This is a genomic window from Agrobacterium sp. (genome assembly GCF_059499945.1).
In genome coordinates, this window is sequence record NZ_JCABZP010000003.1 from 257868 (window position 1) to 276518 (window position 18651).

Annotated in this window: 17 protein-coding genes; 10 read left to right on the plus strand and 7 right to left on the minus strand. The window is 59.4% G+C overall.

The features are described from left to right. Window positions 1-6 precede the first annotated feature (6 nt). Both carB and AC5I5B_RS03435 read left to right on the plus strand, forming a co-directional pair. Entirely contained in the window at window positions 7-3495 is a 3489-nt protein-coding gene (gene carB, locus AC5I5B_RS03430) for a carbamoyl-phosphate synthase large subunit (RefSeq protein ID WP_111834773.1), read from the plus strand. 216 nt (window positions 3496-3711) lie between these two features. Then, window positions 3712-3897 (plus strand): type II toxin-antitoxin system antitoxin, encoded by a 186-nt coding sequence (locus AC5I5B_RS03435; RefSeq protein ID WP_020011319.1) that lies wholly within the window; start codon window positions 3712-3714, stop codon window positions 3895-3897. A gap of 35 nt (window positions 3898-3932) precedes the next feature. Here AC5I5B_RS03435 and AC5I5B_RS03440 read toward each other — a convergent pair whose 3' ends face one another. From AC5I5B_RS03440 to AC5I5B_RS03450, 3 genes are all read right to left on the minus strand, one after another. Then, window positions 3933-5072 carry a GGDEF domain-containing protein gene (locus AC5I5B_RS03440; protein WP_111834718.1) on the minus strand — a complete coding sequence of 380 codons (1140 nt, stop codon included), beginning with the start codon at window positions 5070-5072 and terminating at the stop codon, window positions 3933-3935. Between the two features lie 144 nt (window positions 5073-5216). Continuing rightward, window positions 5217-6665: a UdgX family uracil-DNA binding protein gene (locus AC5I5B_RS03445; RefSeq protein ID WP_111834717.1), complete on the minus strand. Its 1449-nt coding sequence runs from the start codon at window positions 6663-6665 to the stop codon at window positions 5217-5219. Then, a complete protein-coding gene (locus tag AC5I5B_RS03450) occupies window positions 6665-7897 on the minus strand; it encodes a putative DNA modification/repair radical SAM protein (RefSeq protein WP_111834716.1) in 1233 nt (410 codons plus the stop codon). The genes AC5I5B_RS03445 and AC5I5B_RS03450 overlap by 1 nt, the downstream gene beginning before the upstream one ends. 221 nt (window positions 7898-8118) lie before the next feature. Between AC5I5B_RS03450 and greA the strand changes: the two genes are divergently transcribed. Next, the gene (gene greA, locus AC5I5B_RS03455; RefSeq protein ID WP_004430419.1) at window positions 8119-8595 is read left to right on the plus strand and encodes a transcription elongation factor GreA; all 477 of its coding nucleotides are present in this window, start codon (window positions 8119-8121) and stop codon (window positions 8593-8595) included. Between the two features lie 88 nt (window positions 8596-8683). Continuing rightward, the gene (locus tag AC5I5B_RS03460; RefSeq protein ID WP_111834715.1) at window positions 8684-9739 is read left to right on the plus strand and encodes a glycosyltransferase family 4 protein; all 1056 of its coding nucleotides are present in this window, start codon (window positions 8684-8686) and stop codon (window positions 9737-9739) included. 31 nt (window positions 9740-9770) lie between these two features. Here the strand turns inward: AC5I5B_RS03460 and AC5I5B_RS03465 are convergent, their stop codons facing one another. Next, window positions 9771-10238 (minus strand): Lrp/AsnC family transcriptional regulator, encoded by a 468-nt coding sequence (locus AC5I5B_RS03465; RefSeq protein WP_004430414.1) that lies wholly within the window; start codon window positions 10236-10238, stop codon window positions 9771-9773. 254 nt (window positions 10239-10492) lie between these two features. Here AC5I5B_RS03465 and trxB point away from each other — a divergent pair, with 254 nt between their 5' ends. From trxB to AC5I5B_RS03485, 4 genes are all read left to right on the plus strand, one after another. Further along, complete coding sequence (gene trxB, locus AC5I5B_RS03470; RefSeq protein WP_004430412.1) at window positions 10493-11467, plus strand: thioredoxin-disulfide reductase; 975 nt, start codon at window positions 10493-10495, stop codon at window positions 11465-11467. A gap of 24 nt (window positions 11468-11491) precedes the next feature. Beyond that, window positions 11492-12388: a LysR family transcriptional regulator VtlR gene (locus AC5I5B_RS03475; RefSeq protein ID WP_020011327.1), complete on the plus strand. Its 897-nt coding sequence runs from the start codon at window positions 11492-11494 to the stop codon at window positions 12386-12388. Window positions 12389-12988: 600 nt separating this feature from the next. After that, window positions 12989-13279: an ArsR/SmtB family transcription factor gene (locus AC5I5B_RS03480; RefSeq protein WP_004430405.1), complete on the plus strand. Its 291-nt coding sequence runs from the start codon at window positions 12989-12991 to the stop codon at window positions 13277-13279. A gap of 123 nt (window positions 13280-13402) precedes the next feature. Continuing rightward, window positions 13403-14515 (plus strand): alkene reductase, encoded by a 1113-nt coding sequence (locus AC5I5B_RS03485; protein ID WP_060725136.1) that lies wholly within the window; start codon window positions 13403-13405, stop codon window positions 14513-14515. 54 nt (window positions 14516-14569) lie between these two features. On the opposite strand, the gene AC5I5B_RS03490 is transcribed toward AC5I5B_RS03485, so the two are convergent. Then, a complete protein-coding gene (locus AC5I5B_RS03490) occupies window positions 14570-14959 on the minus strand; it encodes a DUF6220 domain-containing protein (RefSeq protein ID WP_004430402.1) in 390 nt (129 codons plus the stop codon). Continuing rightward, the gene (locus tag AC5I5B_RS03495; protein WP_111834714.1) at window positions 14959-15996 is read right to left on the minus strand and encodes an NAD-dependent epimerase/dehydratase family protein; all 1038 of its coding nucleotides are present in this window, start codon (window positions 15994-15996) and stop codon (window positions 14959-14961) included. Before AC5I5B_RS03495 ends, AC5I5B_RS03490 begins: the two co-directional genes overlap by 1 nt. An 89-nt stretch (window positions 15997-16085) precedes the next feature. On the opposite strand from AC5I5B_RS03495, the gene AC5I5B_RS03500 reads away from it, so the two are divergent. Continuing rightward, the gene (locus AC5I5B_RS03500; RefSeq protein ID WP_004430398.1) at window positions 16086-17030 is read left to right on the plus strand and encodes a LysR family transcriptional regulator; all 945 of its coding nucleotides are present in this window, start codon (window positions 16086-16088) and stop codon (window positions 17028-17030) included. A gap of 35 nt (window positions 17031-17065) precedes the next feature. Here AC5I5B_RS03500 and AC5I5B_RS03505 read toward each other — a convergent pair whose 3' ends face one another. Then, the gene (locus AC5I5B_RS03505) at window positions 17066-17332 is read right to left on the minus strand and encodes a DUF2188 domain-containing protein (protein ID WP_004430396.1); all 267 of its coding nucleotides are present in this window, start codon (window positions 17330-17332) and stop codon (window positions 17066-17068) included. Between the two features lie 193 nt (window positions 17333-17525). Between AC5I5B_RS03505 and AC5I5B_RS03510 the strand changes: the two genes are divergently transcribed. After that, a complete protein-coding gene (locus tag AC5I5B_RS03510; RefSeq protein WP_112958660.1) occupies window positions 17526-18632 on the plus strand; it encodes a calcium:cation antiporter in 1107 nt (368 codons plus the stop codon). The last annotated feature ends 19 nt before the right edge of the window (window positions 18633-18651 follow it).

The window sequence follows — 18651 nt, forward strand, 5'->3', positions numbered from 1 at the left end:
AGAGCCATGCCGAAGCGCCAAGATATCAAGTCCATCCTCATCATTGGCGCAGGACCGATCGTCATCGGTCAGGCATGTGAATTCGACTATTCCGGCACGCAGGCCTGCAAGGCGCTGAAGGAAGAAGGTTACCGGGTCATTCTGGTCAACTCCAACCCGGCCACCATCATGACCGACCCCGGCCTTGCCGACGCCACTTACGTTGAGCCGATCACGCCTGAAGTTGTCGCCAAGATCATCGCCAAGGAGCGCCCGGACGCGCTTCTGCCGACCATGGGCGGCCAGACCGCGCTCAACACCGCGCTTTCTCTCAAGCGCATGGGCGTTCTCGACCGCTACAATGTGGAAATGATCGGCGCGAAGCCCGAAGCCATCGACATGGCCGAAGACCGCGCCCTCTTCCGCGAGGCCATGGCTCGCATCGGCCTCGAAACGCCGAAGTCCATGCTGGCCAACGCCACTGAAATCAAGGACGCCGACCGCAAGAAGCACGAAGCTGCCCGCGCCGAACTCAAGGCGAAGCTTTCCGGTGCGGAACTGGACAAGGCGCTGGACGATCTGGAAAACCAGTGGAACCTTGGCGAGACCGACCGCAAGCAGCGTTACATGGCGCATGCGATCGCAATCGCCGCCCAGGCGATCGACCATGTCGGCCTGCCCGCCATCATCCGCCCATCCTTCACGCTCGGCGGCACCGGCGGCGGCATTGCCTATAACCGCTCCGAATTCTTCGACATCGTCTCCGGCGGCCTCGACGCTTCGCCGACCACCGAGGTGCTGGTCGAAGAATCGGTTCTCGGCTGGAAGGAATATGAGATGGAAGTGGTCCGCGACACCGCGGACAATTGCATCATCATCTGCTCCATCGAAAACATCGATCCGATGGGCGTCCACACCGGCGATTCCATCACCGTTGCGCCAGCGCTGACGCTGACCGACAAGGAATACCAGATCATGCGCAACGCCTCGATTGCGGTGCTGCGTGAGATCGGCGTGGAAACCGGCGGCTCGAACGTGCAGTTCGCCGTCAACCCGAAAGACGGCCGCCTCGTCGTCATCGAAATGAACCCGCGCGTTTCGCGCTCGTCCGCTCTCGCCTCCAAGGCAACCGGCTTCCCGATCGCCAAGATCGCCGCCAAGCTCGCCATCGGCTATACGCTCGACGAGCTGGAAAACGATATCACCGGCGGCGCGACGCCTGCCTCGTTCGAACCGTCGATCGACTACGTCGTCACCAAGATCCCGCGTTTCGCCTTCGAGAAGTTCCCGGGCGCCTCGCCGATCCTCACCACGGCCATGAAGTCCGTCGGTGAAGTCATGGCCATCGGCCGCACCTTCGCAGAATCGCTGCAGAAGGCGCTGCGCGGCATGGAAACCGGCCTCACCGGTCTCGATGAAATCGAAATCCCCGGCTTTGAGGAAGGCGAAGGCTCCAAGAACGCTATCCGCGCCGCCATCGGCACGCCAACGCCGGATCGCCTGCGCATGGTCGCACAGGCGCTGCGCATGGGCATGACAGCGGAAGAAGTTCACGAAAACTCGAAGATCGACCCCTGGTTCATCGCCCAGTTCAAGGCAATCGTGGATATGGAAGCCCGTATTCGCGAGCAGGGCCTGCCGCAGGACGCCGAGAACCTGCGCATGCTGAAGGCCATGGGCTTTTCCGACGCCCGTCTCGCAATTCTGACGGACAAGCGCCCGAAGGAAGTGGCGGAGCTGCGCAACAGCCTCAACGTCCGTCCGGTCTTCAAGCGCATCGATACCTGCGCGGCCGAGTTCGCTTCGCCCACCGCCTATATGTATTCGACCTATGAAATTCCCTTCGTCGGTGCTGCCCGCTCTGAAGCGCAGGTTTCCGACCGCAAGAAGGTCGTCATCCTCGGCGGTGGCCCGAACCGTATCGGCCAGGGCATCGAGTTCGATTATTGCTGCTGCCATGCCGCCTTCGCGCTGAAGGATGCCGGCTTCGAAGCGATCATGATCAACTGCAACCCGGAAACGGTTTCCACCGACTACGACACCTCCGACCGTCTCTATTTCGAGCCGCTGACGGCCGAAGACGTAATCGAGATCATGCGCGCCGAGCAGGAAAAGGGTGAACTGGTCGGCGTCATCGTGCAGTTCGGTGGCCAGACCCCGCTGAAGCTGGCCGAAGCGCTGGAAAAGAACGGTATCCCGATCCTCGGCACCGCGCCTGACATGATCGATCTTGCCGAAGACCGCGACCGCTTCCAGAAGCTGCTGATGAAGCTCGATCTCGCCCAGCCAAACAATGGTATTGCCTATTCGGTCGAGCAGGCACGCCTCGTCGCCTCCGAAATCGGCTTCCCGCTGGTCGTGCGTCCGTCCTACGTTCTGGGTGGCCGCGCCATGCAGATCATCCATTCGGAAGGCCAGCTGCAGACCTACCTGCTCGATACGGTTCCGGGTCTCGTGCCTGAGGACATCAAGCAGCGTTACCCGAACGACAAGACCGGCCAGATCAACACCCTGCTCGGCAAGAACCCGCTTCTGTTCGACAGCTACCTGACCAACGCCGTCGAAGTGGACGTCGATGCGCTGTGCGACGGCGAAAACGTCTTCGTTTCGGGCATCATGGAACATATCGAAGAAGCCGGCATCCACTCGGGCGACTCGGCCTGCTCGCTGCCTTCGCGTTCGCTGAGCAAGGAAACGCTCGACGAACTGGAACGCCAGACGACGGCTCTTGCCAAGGCGCTCAACGTCGGCGGCCTGATGAACGTTCAATATGCCATCAAGGATGGCACCATCTACGTTCTCGAAGTCAACCCGCGCGCCTCGCGTACCGTGCCTTTCGTCGCCAAGACCATCGGCGCGCCGATCGCCAAGATCGCCGCCCGCGTCATGGCCGGTGAGAAGCTCGATGCGGCGATTGCCGCTTATGGCAAGAAGCCGGATCCGCGCAACCTGAAGCACATCGCCGTCAAGGAAGCCGTATTCCCGTTCGCGCGCTTCCCCGGCGTCGACATTCTGCTCGGACCGGAAATGCGTTCGACCGGTGAAGTCATCGGCCTCGACACGGATTTCGCGCTGGCCTTCGCCAAGAGTCAGCTCGGCGCCGGCGTCGATCTGCCCCGCTCCGGCACGGTCTTCGTTTCCGTGCGTGACGACGACAAGGAAGGCGTTCTGCCGGCCATCCGCATTCTGGTGGAAAGCGGCTTCAAGGTTCTCGCAACCGGCGGCACCCAGCGTTTCCTTGCTGAACAGGGCATCAATGCCGAAAAGATCAATAAGGTGCAGGAAGGTCGTCCGCATATTGAGGACGCCATCCGTAACCGTCAGGTCCAGCTCGTCATCAACACCACCGACAGCAACAAGGCGATCTCCGACTCGAAGTCGCTGCGCCGCGCAACGCTGATGCAGAAGGTGCCCTACTACACCACGATGGCCGGTGCGGAAGCCGCAGCCCTCGCCATCAAGGCGCTGAAGGCCGGCAATCTGGAAGTGAAGCCGCTGCAGAGCTACTTCAACTAAGTTTCTGCGGAAAAAGTCCGCAAGATTGAAAACAAAACGCCGCGGATCGCCATGTCCGCGGCGTTTTGCATCGCGTAATCCCGCTGCAATCCGTTGCGGGTATCAAAAAGACATCATTCCCACGCGAGGCCCATGATGTCTTTTCCTACACCTGAAAAATCCGCCCCCGCCAGCGGTCGCATGATTTCCCTGAACTTGAAGCTGCAGGGTTAACTCATGGCTGGACGTCCGCCAGGCCCGGAGCGCGTGGCTTTTCCGCTGCGGATCGAACCGGCAATCTTGAATGAAATCCGCCACACCGCGAGCGATGAACTGCGCAGCATCAATGCCCAGATCGAGATATTGTTGAAAGAGGCCCTACGGCATCGCGCCGCGATGGATGCGAGTGCGCCGAGCGGCTGAGCCGCAAGCTGCCAGCCGCAGAAACGAGGATGCCCCTAGGCCGCCAGCGCCTCGCGGACGCAGTTGCGCCCTTCGGTCTTTGCCCGGTAAAGCGCACGATCCGCCATTTCGGCAAGCGTCTGGAGATCGCAGCGCATGTCGCCGGTGGCGGCAACGCCGATGCTGATCGTCACTCCGACACGCAGACCGCCGCAGTCGACCTCGCTGACCGCAATCGCATCGCGAATACGTTCGCCGATCATGCAGGCCTTGTGAACGCCGGCGCCAGGCAGATAGATGATGAATTCCTCACCACCGTAACGCGCCAGCACATCCCCACCACGAATGCTACCGCCAATGCGCTTTGCCACTTCCTGCAGCACGCTATCGCCGACGGCGTGGCCGAAACGGTCGTTGATCGACTTGAAGTGATCGATATCGAGCAACATGGCCGCGTCGGCGGGATGAGGCGTCGCGGGCATGGTCTGGAAGAAGAAGCGCCGGTTCTTAACGCCGGTCAGGGGGTCCGTATTGGCAAGAACCAGCAATTTCCGTTCCGACCGCTCGGCAACCAGCATCATCACGAACAGGGCGATCGCGAAGTTCAGCATGATGATGAAGAAAAACGCATTGACCAGATTGAGGGTGGCATAGCCGGGAAAAAGCACACTTTTCATCACCGCCAGCGAAATGAGACCGGAGACGCCGGTAATCGCACCAAGCGCCAGACGGGAAAGCAGCGGCTCCCTGCGCCATCCGGCAAAAAGCACCAACGCCCCGGCGATATAGGCCAGCGACGCGCAGCCATTGAAGAGCGCCGCGCGAAGCGCATTATTGTCCGCCACCTGATGCGCGACGACCATCGTCAGCACGGCGATAAAACATACAAAGGATAGGATTCGCCGGTCTACGGCGCGTCCATCGCTCAACGTCTTCAAGCCGAGCCAGATCAGCGCATAACCGACAACACCAAAAACGACACTGCCCAGTTGCCATAAAGCCGGCGACAATATTCCCCATTCTCCGTAACCGGCAAGCGTGGAGCCAATCGCCATCGTCGCAAAACCCGCCGCGAGAGGAATGGGACCGCGCAAATCGCGATTGGTCATTTTCAGGTAGATAAAACTCAAAAGCCCAACGATGTAGGAACACTTTTGCATCAATATGACTGTCGTAAGGTCGAGCTCACCCAACATGATTTGTCCATATAAATTCGGAGGACTTAATTATAATATTAAGTATAAAATTTTAATAAAAATAACATATAAATAATCAATAAATTATACTACTGTAAGTTAATATTCGCCCATTGAAATAAATCTCCAATCGTAGACAGAAATCTATTCGAACGTTCTAATAAAATGCATATCCTTTGTGAATCTTGCCATCTCCGCCTCTTTCGCCTGCGTATCGACAAGGCGCAGTAGATAGGACGGGTGCACAGTGACAAAAAGCGTCCGGCCCTCCTCCATTGGCAAAGGACGCCCCCGTATCTCCGTGACCTTTTCCTTGCCGCCGGTCAGCGCATAAAGCGCCGTTGCGCCCATGGCAACGATCAGTTTTGGCCGAACAAGCGCGATTTCCTGATTGAGCCACCAGCGGCATTGCTCCACTTCGCCCGCATTCGGACGCTGATGAATGCGCCGTTTGCCGCGCGTTTCGTATTTGAAGTGCTTGACGGCATTGGTGACGTAAAGCTTTTTGCGTTCGATGCCGATTTGGGCGAGAGTCCGGTCAAAGAGCTGGCCGGCCGGGCCGACGAAAGGTTTGCCGGCGAGATCCTCGTGATCGCCCGGCTGCTCGCCCACGATCATGATGTTCGCATCCTCTGGGCCAGAGCCGAAAACCGTCTGCGTGGCGTTGCAATGCAGGGGGCAGCGGGTGCAATGGCCCGCCTCCCGCGCCAGCGACGCGAGCGTACCATCCGGCACCGGTTGCGGCGTCTCCCGTGCAGCGGCCGCAGCCTGCAGGCGGTGGTGAAACGGCTGCGGCTGGCTTGCCGCTTTGGCGGCCATCTCCAGCACCCGCGCCTCTGCTCCGAGAATCAGACCGGGAATGAGATCGGCTTCCGGCAGGTTCTTCCAGTATTTCTTTGGCATCTCCGCCGTCATGGCTTTGATCTTCAGGCGGGCCGGATTGAATATATTGGCATAATAGGTCCGCCAGAGTTCATCCGTCTCGTCCGTCAGATCAGGCTTTTCCGCCGCTTCCCGCGATGTCTCCAGCGCGTTTCCGTCCCACCGTGCAGAGCCCTTCGGCGTGGCGATCAGCCAGTCCATGTCGGTAAACCGCCGCTGGAAAAACGCGGCCGTGCGCTCGACGATGAAATGGTCAGGCTCAAACCAGGCAATAAACCGCCGCCGCCCGCCCTGCCCCTGAGGCAAGGGCACTTCCTTGAAACGGACAAAAGCAGTCATCTTGTGACAATCGCGTCTGACGGATTTCTCAAGCAGCCGGACCTCTGAAACATCCGGATCGGACTTGAACTGCAACAGTGCGCGATCCTGCCTCAGCCGCCACAACAGCCGGTAAAGCAGTGCAAAACGGCCTGCATCGCTATGACAGATGACGGCCTGCGCCAGCGCCACGAACGAAGCTGGAACGGAAACCTGCCCGGACCCAGAACCGGCCGCCGGCAAGGGCTCGCCGGCAAAATCCAACAGCCCTGCCCCGTCATCCCGCAACCGCCAGTCAATCATCTCGGGTCGAATATCGGCGGCAAGCGCCGCGCGGGCGGCATCGCGCCACTCGCCGAAATCACCCCGCCCTTCCAGAACCGGGCCGTACATCACAGGAGCGACAATTGCTCGGGCTGCGGCGCAAACATCGCCCGCAAATCCGGCCGCTCGGTCAGCTTGCCCGGCGTCCAGCCCTCTGCGACGATGAAGGCCTTCACCTTTTTCAGGGAAACACCAAAGCGGGCGATATCCTCCAGCCGCAACCGCCGGAACCGTCGCGACGACAGAATGGATGCGACCGTTTTCGTACCGAAACCGGGCACGCGCAGCAGCATTTCCCGATCCGCCACGTTGACGTCCACAGGGAAACGCTCGCGATGCTTCAGCGCCCAGGCGAGCTTCGGGTCGATATCGAGATCGAGCATGCCATCGCCCCCGATCGCGGTTATCTCACCGATGTCGAAGCCATAAAAGCGATACAGCCAGTCGGCCTGATAAAGCCGGTGTTCACGCATGAGCGGCGGCTTGATGAGCGGCAGGTTCTTCGACGAATCCGGAATGGGGCTGAAGGCCGAATAATAAACGCGCCGCAAACCGTAGCTGCCATAAAGCCGGGCGCTGGTGGAGAGAATGGTGCTATCGTCTGCGCCATCGGCCCCCACGATCATCTGCGTGCTCTGACCGGCCGGCGCAAAGCGCTTGGTCTTGCGTGTCCGGACGGTCGGCTCCCCCGCCTCCTCGATCTTCAAACGGATATCGGCCATGGAGCGGCGAATATTGGCGGGCTGCTTTTCCGGCGCGAAACGGCCAATGCCGCTATCGGTCGGCAATTCGATATTGATCGAAAGACGATCCGCATAAAGCCCCGCCTCCTCGATCAGCCTGGGCGACGCTTCGGGAATGGATTTCAGGTGGATATAGCCGCGAAAACCATGGGTAACGCGCAGTTCACGCGCCACGCGCACCATCTCTTCCATCGTGTGATCGGAGGAGCGGATGATGCCGGAGGACAGGAACAGCCCCTCGATATAGTTACGCCGATAAAACTCCAGCGTCAGCCAAACCACTTCTTCTGGCGTAAACCGCGCTCGCTCGACATTGCTGGAAGAGCGGTTAATGCAATAGGCGCAATCATAGATGCAGAAATTGGTCAGCAGAATTTTCAGGAGCGAAATGCAGCGCCCGTCCGGCGCATAGGCATGGCAGATGCCCGACCCTTCCGTGGAGCCCAGACCGCCTGACACTGCGGAGTTGCGTTTTGTCGTGCCGCTCGATGCGCAGGAGGCATCATATTTCGCCGCGTCGGAGAGAATGGCCAGCCGTTGCCTGATCGACTTCTTCATAGCAATGTTCACTATATGTTCCATTGAAGAATGTCAATAATGGCAGTCAAGCCTTTGATTGAATGAGGAAATACTCACACCTCAAATTTGCTGGCATTTCGCTGTCGTCTTCTGATATAGTCGGCTCAGTTATGATTTTGGCATGGTTCCGGAGTTCCTCTCCGGAACCTGTTTCTTTTTGTGTCTGCAAGTAAAGCGACCGGAATGCGAAGGATAAAAAAATGGTAGAAAAAGTACCGATGACTCAGGGTGGATTCGTCAAGCTGCAGGAGGAGCTGCGCTTTCGCCAGCAGGAGGAGCGTCCCCGTATCATCGAGGCAATTGCGGAAGCGCGCGCCCATGGCGACCTTTCGGAAAACGCCGAGTACCATGCTGCCAAGGAAGCCCAGAGCCACAATGAAGGCCGCATCACCGAACTCGAAGACCTGACCGCACGCGCGGAAGTCATCGACCTGTCCAAGATGTCCGGTTCCAAGATCAAGTTCGGCGCCACCGTCAAGCTGATCGACGAAGATAGCGACGAGGAACGAACCTACCAGATCGTCGGCGACCAGGAAGCCGATGTGAAGGCTGGCCGCATCTCCATCTCCTCGCCGATTGCCCGCGCCCTGATCGGCAAGGAAGTCGGCGACAGCATCGAAGTCAACGCGCCCGGCGGCGCCAAGGGCTACGAGATTCTCGCGGTACAGTGGGGCTGATTGCCCCGACGTGCAATGCGCCCCACACGGGCGCATTGCTTTTTGACGTATTGAATCTCCAAACCAGCCGTAGAGACGGAAGCCCATCTTGTCCCACGTCAGTCTGAAAGATGTGCAGGTGCTTGCGCCGAACTTCAAGCGCAGGCTCTCCGGCGTCACCTCCACCATCGTCCAGCTGATACCGGTGCAGAACCGGCTGGGACAGAAGGTGGCCACCATCGGCCCCGGCCTGCCGCCGCATCTGCCGCATGTGCGTTTCCGCGATCTGTCGCGGCTCTGGCAAAACGGCCCGCAGGGTGGCCCGCGCATCTGGCATGCCCGCCGCAACCTCGAAATGCTGCCGGGTCTTCTGATGCGCGATGTGCTGCGCATGAAGGTGAAGCTGCTCTTTACCTCCGCGGCACAGAGGCGGCATTCCGCCTATACCCGTTTTCTGATTTCGAAGATGGATGCCGTGGTTGCGACCAACGCCCGCTCCGGCTCGTTCCTGGAAGTGCCCCATCGCGTCGTCATGCATGGCGTCGATACCGACCTTTTCCACCCGGCCACCGGTCCGGAAGATACGATCGCGGCAACCGGCCTGCCGGGCCAATATCTGATCGGCTGTTTCGGACGCGTGCGCCACCAGAAGGGCACCGATCTATTTGTGCGCGCCATGATCGAACTTCTGCCCAACCATCCGCAATGGACAGCTGTAGTGTCCGGCCGCGTCACGGCGGAACACAAGGCCTTCGGTGATGCGCTCAAGGCCGATGTCGCCGCAGCCGGCCTTGCCGACCGCATCGTATTTCAGGGCGAAGTTGACGACATCAAGCCCTGGTACCGGCGGCTGACGCTCTATGTCGCCCCATCCCGCAATGAAGGTTTCGGCCTGACACCGCTCGAAGCCATGGCCTCCGGGACGGCCGTTGTCGCCAGTAATGCCGGCGCTTACGAGGAAATGATCGTCACGGGCGAGACCGGGGCGGTTGTCGATGCGGGTGACTATGCCTCGCTGAGAGACGCGATAAAGACCTATCTCGCCGATCCTGCTCTGGCCAAAGCCCACGCAAGTGCCGGACTTGCGCATGTGCGCAGCACTTTTCCGCTGGAAAAAGAAGCGACAAGTCTCGGCGAAGTCTATGAGGCGTTGCGGCGGGGGTAATGCCCCCCGAAGCCGACAAAAAGCCGGCCGATCAGATTTCCACCAGACCGACGCGCTTGACCTGACGGATGGTGAGCATGGTGCGCACCGTATCGACATTTTCGTCCGCCGTCAGAACCTCGATGACGAAATCCTGAAATTCCGTCAGGTTCTTGGCGACGCAATGCAGCAGAAAGTCGCTTTCGCCCGACACCATCCAGGCCTGCCGCACCAGCGACCAGCCGGCAGTTGCCGCCGCAAAAGCCTTCAGATTGCTGTCCGACTGGCGCTTGAGACCGATCATGCAGAAGGCGACGAGGTCGAAACCGAGCTTCGGGGCGTTCAACATGGCGTGATAACCCTCGATCACGCCCGCCTCCTCCAACTTGCGGACCCGCCTCAGGCAGGGCGGCGCGGAAATACCGACCCTTTCGGCCAGTTCCACATTGGTCATACGCCCGTCGCGCTGCAATTCGCGCAGGATTTTCAGATCGATGGCATCGAGTTCGACGCTGGTCACGGAGGAGTACCTCGTTAAGCTGGAGAACTTCCTTGTACTATTCGGCGCGGGATTCGCAACATTATGCCACCTCCCGGTCACAAAATTGCGCGCGCATCCACAACTGCCTTGTTGGTAACGCAAGGCTGCCCTTGAATAAAGACACTAGACAACCTTAAATACCGGGCAATGAAGGGGTTGTGGCCTGTCCGCCGTGTTGCGGCTGGAAGGTCTTGCTGCTGAAAGGCCCCGCTACCGTAAAAAGGAATGTTTCCATGTCTGCCCGCCATACCAAGGTATTGATCATTGGCTCTGGTCCCGCCGGTTATACCGCGGCGATCTACGCGGCCCGCGCAATGCTGAAACCCGTGCTGATTGCCGGCATGGAACAGGGCGGCCAGCTGATGATCACCACCGATGTCGAGAACTATCCGGGCTTTGCCGATCCGATCCAGGGCCCTTGGCTGATGGATCAGATGCTGAAGCAGGCGACCCATGTGGGTGCGGAAATCGTCAGTGACCTCGTCACCGAAGTTGAAACCAATGTACGGCCTTTCGTGGTCAAGACCGATTCCGGTCAGGTCTGGACCGCCGACACGCTGATCATCGCAACCGGCGCCAAGGCCAAGTGGCTGGGTATCGAGAGCGAACAGCATTTCCAGGGCTTCGGCGTTTCCGCCTGCGCCACCTGCGACGGCTTCTTCTATCGCAACAAGGATGTGATCGTGGTCGGCGGCGGTAACTCCGCCGTGGAGGAAGCGCTCTATCTCGCCCATATCGCTAAATCTGTGACCGTCGTGCACCGCCGCGACAGCTTCCGCTCGGAAAAAATCCTTCAGGAACGGCTGTTCGCGAAGGAAAACGTCAAGATCCTGTGGAACACGGAAATCGCCGAAATCACCGGCGCTCCCGCCAAGCCGCCAATGCCGCCCTCCGTCTCGGGCGTGAGGTTGCGTGACACCAAGACCGGCGCGATCAGCGACACGCCGATCGACGGCGTCTTCGTCGCCATCGGCCACGCGCCGGCGGTTGAACTGTTCAAGGGCAAGGTGAAGCTCAAGGACAACGGCTATATGTGGACCGCACCCGATTCCACCGCAACCGATGTTGAGGGCATTTTCGCTGCCGGCGACGTCACCGACGACATCTACCGTCAGGCAATCACCGCCGCCGGCATGGGCTGCATGGCCGCCCTCGAAGCAGAACGGTACCTCACCGCGCAACAACCGCTCGCGGTAGCAGCGGAATAACCGAAAGGCAGGATAGGCATGGCAATGCCATTGGACTGGGATAAACTGCGCATTTTTCATGCCGCAGCCGAAGCGGGGTCTTTCACCCATGCTGCCGACAAGCTGCATTTGTCCCAGTCGGCCATCAGCCGTCAGGTCAGCGCGCTGGAACAGGATGTCGGCGTCAAGCTGTTCCATCGCCACGCCCGAGGCCTGATCCTCACCGAACAGGGCGAGCTGCTTTATCGCACCGCCCATGACGTGCTGCTGAAGCTCGAAACCGTCAAGATGCAACTGACGGAGACGACGGAGAAGCCGAGCGGCAAGCTGCGCGTGACGACGACCGTCGGTCTCGGCCAGGGCTGGCTGACGGACAAGGTGCAGGAGTTCCTGCAGCTCTACCCGGAAATGTCGATCCAGCTCATCCTCGACAATGAGGAGCTGGACGTGAACATGCGCCACGCCGATTGCGCCATCCGTCTGCGCCAGCCGCAGCAGTCGGACCTCATCCAGCGCAAGCTGTTCACGGTGCATATGCACGTCTATGCCGCGCCGTCCTACATCAACCGTCACGGAGAGCCGCAGTCGATCGAGGATCTCGACAACCACCGCATCATCTCTTTCGGCGAGCCGGCGCCCAACTATCTCCTTGATGTCAACTGGCTGGAAAATGCCGGACGGTCTTCCGACAATACGCGCACGCCGCATCTGCAGATCAACAGCCAGACATCGATCAAGCGCGCCTGCCTGTTGGGAATCGGCATCGCCTGTTTGCCTGACTATATCGTCGGGCGCGATCCCGGCCTCATCCAGCTGTCGCTCGCCGCAGATATTCCGTCATTCGATACCTACTTCTGTTATCCCGACGAGATGAAAAACGCTGCAAAGCTGAAAGCCTTCCGCGACTTCATCGTCGCCAAGGCGCGGAACTGGAACTTCTGACGTTAAAATAGACGGTGCTTGGCTATCGCGCTTTAATTTCAACAGCTTACGCAAAGCGTTGCGTGAGCGGAATGCTTGCGCTCTCCGGCAGCATTGCACATAAAATATACCGGAAATATCGAGGGCTGCGTGGTACGCATGCCTGACCTGCACAAAAAAGAGTTGTTTCGTGCACAAAAAAGCACCATATCGCTCTCAGCTGATGCACACGGTGGCTTTTCCTCCCAGTTCCACCGCATCAGCTGTTCCCCTCTGGAGGTTTTTGACCTTCACACTTAAAGGGCCCTGGATCTATCCGGCGGCCCTCTTTTTTTACCCGCAAGAATTTTCTCCAAATTGGCGAAATATCGCATGATGCAACCTTGTTTTGCATTATTGCCGCTCCCATATTTTAGTTGGCTGTCACGCTCGCCCAAGGCACGCGACAGCTGTTCCCCTCTGGAGGTTTTGACCTTCAAACTTGTCAGGCCGCGGAGACATCCAGCGGCCTTCTTTTTTGGAACCGCCTGCCCACTCCCCACGGTCCTCACAGAGACGTGACTTGTATATCGAAAATGACCGATATAAATATCGTTCATGTCAGATATTAAAGAAACCCAGATGAACCCGGAGGAAATCCTCAAGGCCCTTTCGCACCCTGCAAGGCTGAAATTTCTGGAATGGCTGAAGCGCCCGGAAAGTCACTTCTGTCAGGAGCACCCGCTCAGCATGGGGGTGTGCGCCAACCAGTTTCAGATCAGCGGCCTGTCGCAATCCACCGTCTCGTCGCATCTGGCGGTGTTGCAGACAGCCGGTCTCATCAGGTCGAAAAAGGTCGGGCAATGGGTGTTTTTCGAACGCAACGAGGAAACCATCGACGCTTTCCGCAATTATCTGCAAGCCAATCTCTGAGCCTCCCAAGCTTTGAGCCCCGGGGTGCCGGACAGGAACCGCAACGCGGGTTTCGATCCGGCACCCGACCCAGATAGCGCGCCTGCCGCGCAATTTCGCCAACCGACCAGAAAGTGAAGTCGCATGACCAGTCTTTTCGAACCGGCACAGGCCGGCGATATCGCACTCGCCAACCGTATCGTCATGGCCCCCCTCACCCGCAACCGCTCGCCGGGCGCAATTCCCAACAATCTCAACGCCACCTATTACGAGCAGCGCGCCACAGCCGGGCTGATCGTCACCGAAGGCACGCCGATTTCCCAGCAGGGTCAGGGTTATGCGGACGTTCCGGGTCTCTACAAGCGGGAAGCGATCGAAGGCTGGAAACAGGTCACCGATGGCGTGCATTCAGCCGGCGGCAAGATCGTCGCGCAAATCTGGCATGTGGGCCGCATTTCCCACACCTCGCTGCAGCCGCATGGCGGTCAGCCGGTTGCTCCTTCCGCCATTCCCGCCAAGTCGAAGACCTATATCATCAATGATGACGGCACCGGCGCCTTTGCCGAAACCTCAGAGCCCCGCGCGCTCACCATCGACGATATCGGCCTCATCCTCGAGGATTACCGCAGCGGCGCACGCGCGGCTCTGGAGGCCGGTTTCGACGGCGTCGAAATCCATGCCGCCAATGGCTACCTGATCGAGCAGTTCCTGAAATCCAGCACCAACCAGCGCACGGATGAGTATGGCGGCTCGATCGAAAACCGCGCCCGCTTCCTGCTGGAAGTTGTCGATGCGGTGGCGGAAGAGATTGGCGCGGGCCGCACCGGCATCCGCCTTTCCCCCGTTACCCCCGCCAACGATATTTTCGAGGCCGACCCGCAGCCGCTCTACAATTACGTGGCGGATCAGCTCGGCAAGCGCAATCTCGCCTTCATCCATGTGGTTGAAGGCGCAACCGGCGGTCCGCGCGATTTCAAGCAGGGCGACAAGCCTTTCGATTACGCAGCCTTCAAGGCCGCCTATCGCAATGCCGGCGGCAAGGGCCTGTGGATCGCCAATAATGGTTACAACCGCGAGAGCGCCATCGAAGCCGTCGAAAGCGGCAAAGTCGATGCCGTGGCCTTCGGCAAGGCATTCATCGCCAATCCGGATCTGGTGCGCCGCCTGAAAAACGATGCGCCGCTCAACGAGCCGAACCAGCCGACCTTCTATGGCGGCGGAGCCGAGGGTTATACCGACTATCCGGCGCTCGCCTGATAAAGGACCAAGCAAATACGCCGCACTGCTTGAGAGCGGTGCGGCGTATTTCTTTCAGCGCAGGCTTCGCGCCTGCCGTGCGGCAAAATCGGAAAACGCGCCCATGACGAAGGCGTTGGGCACATGCAGCGCCTGCAGAAAGCCATTGCCCGTTTCCCGGCCGATGCTCATCAGCGCCACCTGAAGACAATAAAGACCGAGCAGGACCAGCGCGCGGGCAAGGTTAGGCCGCAGCTCGTCATATCGCAGAGCGAGGACCATCAGCGACAGGATCGGAACGGCGATCAGGAAACCGAGCCCCTTGTGCAGCGAAAGCAGCGATCCATCATAATAGAGCGAAAGCCCGGCCAGCAGCACCTGCGCGAAGATCAGCACCGGCACGCTTGCCGAAATTACGGCAAACAGGCGACGCCGAGCCGACATTCCATTCGCAGCCGTCGCCATCACACCCTGCCCCCGGCATCCGCCGGATGAGGAAGGCTCGTCGGGTCCTGCCTCTGCTCAAGGCAGCCGAGGCTCGCCAATGTCGCGGATACCGCGACATCGATTGGTGTTTTGGGTTCCGTTCCAAGGAAATCCGTCAGCTTGCGATTGCTCATCCGGATCGGCATCTGCCAGAGATATTGCATTTCCAGCACTTCGCGGAACAGGGGAACGAAAGGGGCGGCCAATTTGATGCCCGACCAGAATAGCCGCCTCCGCTTGACCGGATGCCCCACAACCCGCTCGATCGCGTCAATCAGCTGCAGCCCATCGAAATCCCAGAAACCTTCCATGTGATAGACGGCGAAAGCCGGAAGCTCGCCTGCCCGGTCCAGCAGCCGGCCAATCGTCTCCGCCACGTCAGGCAGATAGGCCCATTGATGCCCCGCATGAGGGGCGGCGGGATTCTGGACGCTGCGGACCGGCTTTCCCGGCCTTACCAGCATCTGCGAAAACCAGTTATTTCTCGCATCCGGCCCAAAGAAATCCCCCGCCCGGACGATCAGTACCGGCACGCCACGCATCGACGCCATTTTCAGCCGCCGCTCCATTTCCACACGCAGTGTGCCCTTGCGGGTAAAGGGCTTTTGTGGGCTCTCTTCCGTCAGGAGAGGAAAAGCATCCGGGCCGAAATTATAGACGCTGCCCGGAAAGACGATCCTCGCCCCGCAGGCCTCGGCAGCGGCGATGGTATTGTCCAGCATCGGCAATACCTGCCTGTCCCAGTTGCGATATCCCGGAGGATTAACCGCATGGACGATCAGCCGCGCATCCTTTGCCGCGTCCAGAACATCCTGCCGGTTCATGGCGTCTCCGGTTACGAACTCGACATCACCATTTGTACGGGACGCCGTTTGCTGCCGTGTCATCGCCCTCACCCGCCAGCCGCGTTGCTGCAGCATCCTGGAGACCTGACTGCCGACACCGCCATTCACCCCCAAAATCAGGGCCAGAGGCCGGTCATTCGCCGCTGTATCTGCGTTGTTTTCATATATCATCGCCGTACTCCTTGTTGTGGGCTGGAGTATCGTCCCGTTCTACGATATACGAAATTATCCAAATGAGTGGAGCAGCTATACAAAATCTTATGACCAGAAGCCGTGACATCAGCTGGGATTTTTATCGCACCTTCCTCAGCGTGCTGAGCGACGGTTCGCTTTCCGCCGCCGCGCGCGAACTCGGCATCACCCAGCCGACGGCGGGACGCCACATCGGCGCTCTGGAAGAAGCCGTCGGTTTTCCGCTGTTCATTCGTTCGCCCCATGGATTGATGCCGACGGAAGCAGCGCTTGCGCTCCGTCCCTATGCGGAAAATCTAGCGGCGACGACCGCAGCCCTCATGCGCGCGGCCTCCGGTGAGGTCGGCAAGATCGAAGGCACCGTGCGCATCAGCGCCTCTGATATCATCGGCGTGGAAATGCTGCCGCCGATCATCACGGCCATGCAGGAGGTGCACCCGCGGCTTGAAATCGAGCTTTCGCTTTCCGATACGCTGGAAGACCTTTTGCGGCGTGAGGCCGATATCGCCATTCGCATGACCGAACCGCAGCAGGATGCGATCGTCATGCGTTACATCGGTAATTTCCGTCTGGGATTTCACGCGACGCGCGACTATCTCGCGAGAGCCGGCGCTCCGAAGAGCATGGAAGATTTGAACCATCACCGCATGGTCGGCTTCGACCGCAAGACGCCTTTCATCCGGGCGGCCATCCAGCGGATGCGCTCGCTCGATCCTGAAATACCCGATATTGAGGAAATTTCCTTCGAAATCCGCGCCGACAGCAACCTCGCCCAGCTTGCCATGATCCGCGCCAGCGCGGGCATCGGCGTCTGTCAGATCGGTCTGGCGCGCAAGGACCCTCGGCTTGTGCAGGTGCTTCCGAAAATCGACATCCCGCTCCACACCTGGGTCGCGATGCATGAAAATCTCAAGACTTCACCGCGATGCCGTGCCGTCTTCAGCGCCCTCGTGGAAGGCCTCAAGGGTCATCTCAAAGAAACCGATCCGGGTGCTCCGCCGAAACGGCGCTAGCGCCAGTCCAGCATCGATACCGCAAAACTCGCTCATCAAAACGGTCTGGCCGGCTGTGACGTCTTGTCGACCACCTCGGCTTCCGGCCGATCGCCGCCCTGGCTATATTCCTCATGCCAGTGGCCGCTCTCATCCTGATAGCTGATTTCCTCGTCATCGCCTCCCACCTGCTGTTCGGCGGCAACGATGCGCGCGGCCTCGACCGCATCGGCATAGGTAGGAAATGTTTCGGAATAAGCGCCGTTCATGCGGTAGGCGAAGCCTCCGTCATGTTCGACGATTTCATACACCACTTTGGTCATGCATGGTCCTCCTGTCTCGGTAGGCGACATGGCAACCACAACCGCGTTTCAAGCATTGCACCCGATGGGACAGCGCGGCATGAGCAGCATGTCCTGCGACACCACTATCCTACCAAAAGCATTCAAGCGCAAATCCTGCTTGATCTCACGGACGATACGTCACAGCCTGGGTCTGACAGGGGAAGGGAAATCAATGGCGGGTTCTATTCTGAAACAGGAGCGGATGCTGCTGCTCGCGATACCGGCGGCAATCATCGCCTATATGACCGAGCATGCCATATTCGAAGCCGGAAAAACGGCGGCGCTCATTGCCGCAATCGTGCTGATCGGACTGATCGTTCACATCTCGATGCGGGTCGCCCATCACGCCGAAATCCTCGCCGCCAAGGTCGGCGATCCCTATGGAACGATGATCCTCACCCTCTCGGCGGTCGCCGTGGAAGTGCTGATCCTCGCCATCATCATGAGCGAATCCAGTTCACCCACCCTCGTGCGCGATACGATCTATTCCGCCGTCATGATCGACATCAACGGCATTCTGGGCCTGGCCGCCCTGCTCGGCGGTCTTCGCCATGGCGAGCAGCCCTATAATGACGATTCCGGCAAGACCTATGGCGTGATGATCCTCACGGCCATGGGTATTTCGATGATCGTGCCGGAGTTCATTCCAGAGCAGAGCTGGCACGTCTATTCCGCCTTCACCATCGTCGCGATGATCGCGCTTTATGCGCTCTTCCTCAAAATGCAGGTTGGCCCTCACAGCTATTTCTTCAGCTACGCCTATCCCCGCAAGGCGCATCCGGCCGGCCAGCCGTCACACGGTCATGCCGAGGAGGAAGACGAAGGCAGCGTTCCGCTTTCCATCGGCCTCATCATCGCCGGCGTGGTGCTGATCGGCGTGCTGGCGGAATTCATGTCGACCTTCCTGAGCGAAAGCCTCGAGGGCACCAGCGCACCGCCCGCACTGATGGCGGTCGTGGTGGCAACAATCTCGGCATCACCGGAAATCCTCACCGCGCTCCGCTCCGCATTGCGCAACCGCATGCAGGCCGTGGTCAATATCGCCATGGGCGCATCGCTCTCGACTGTTATCCTGACCGTGCCTGTCATGGAGGGCATCGCGCTCTATACCGGCCAGCCCTTCATCATGGCCATGACGCCGGTTCAGACCGTCATGGTCTTCATCACCCTCATCGCCGCCGCCATCAACCTCAATGACGGTGAAACCAACGCGATCGAGGGAATGACGCATTTCATCCTTTTCGCCACCTTCATCATGCTGCTGTTTCTTGGGCTTTAAAAAACGGGCGTCGCGCCTG

Coding starts and splice junctions, on each gene's coding strand:
- AC5I5B_RS03510 (WP_112958660.1), top strand. CDS start 17,526: ATGGCGGGTTCTATTCTGAAACAGGAGCGGATGCTGCTGCTCGCGATA.
- AC5I5B_RS03490 (WP_004430402.1), bottom strand. CDS start 14,959: ATGGCGACGGCTGCGAATGGAATGTCGGCTCGGCGTCGCCTGTTTGCC.
- greA (WP_004430419.1), top strand. CDS start 8,119: ATGGTAGAAAAAGTACCGATGACTCAGGGTGGATTCGTCAAGCTGCAG.
- AC5I5B_RS03435 (WP_020011319.1), top strand. CDS start 3,712: ATGGCTGGACGTCCGCCAGGCCCGGAGCGCGTGGCTTTTCCGCTGCGG.
- AC5I5B_RS03450 (WP_111834716.1), bottom strand. CDS start 7,897: ATGAAGAAGTCGATCAGGCAACGGCTGGCCATTCTCTCCGACGCGGCG.
- AC5I5B_RS03485 (WP_060725136.1), top strand. CDS start 13,403: ATGACCAGTCTTTTCGAACCGGCACAGGCCGGCGATATCGCACTCGCC.
- AC5I5B_RS03475 (WP_020011327.1), top strand. CDS start 11,492: ATGCCATTGGACTGGGATAAACTGCGCATTTTTCATGCCGCAGCCGAA.
- carB (WP_111834773.1), top strand. CDS start 7: ATGCCGAAGCGCCAAGATATCAAGTCCATCCTCATCATTGGCGCAGGA.
- trxB (WP_004430412.1), top strand. CDS start 10,493: ATGTCTGCCCGCCATACCAAGGTATTGATCATTGGCTCTGGTCCCGCC.
- AC5I5B_RS03445 (WP_111834717.1), bottom strand. CDS start 6,665: ATGTACGGCCCGGTTCTGGAAGGGCGGGGTGATTTCGGCGAGTGGCGC.
- AC5I5B_RS03440 (WP_111834718.1), bottom strand. CDS start 5,072: ATGTTGGGTGAGCTCGACCTTACGACAGTCATATTGATGCAAAAGTGT.
- AC5I5B_RS03480 (WP_004430405.1), top strand. CDS start 12,989: ATGAACCCGGAGGAAATCCTCAAGGCCCTTTCGCACCCTGCAAGGCTG.
- AC5I5B_RS03495 (WP_111834714.1), bottom strand. CDS start 15,996: ATGATATATGAAAACAACGCAGATACAGCGGCGAATGACCGGCCTCTG.
- AC5I5B_RS03505 (WP_004430396.1), bottom strand. CDS start 17,332: ATGACCAAAGTGGTGTATGAAATCGTCGAACATGACGGAGGCTTCGCC.
- AC5I5B_RS03500 (WP_004430398.1), top strand. CDS start 16,086: ATGACCAGAAGCCGTGACATCAGCTGGGATTTTTATCGCACCTTCCTC.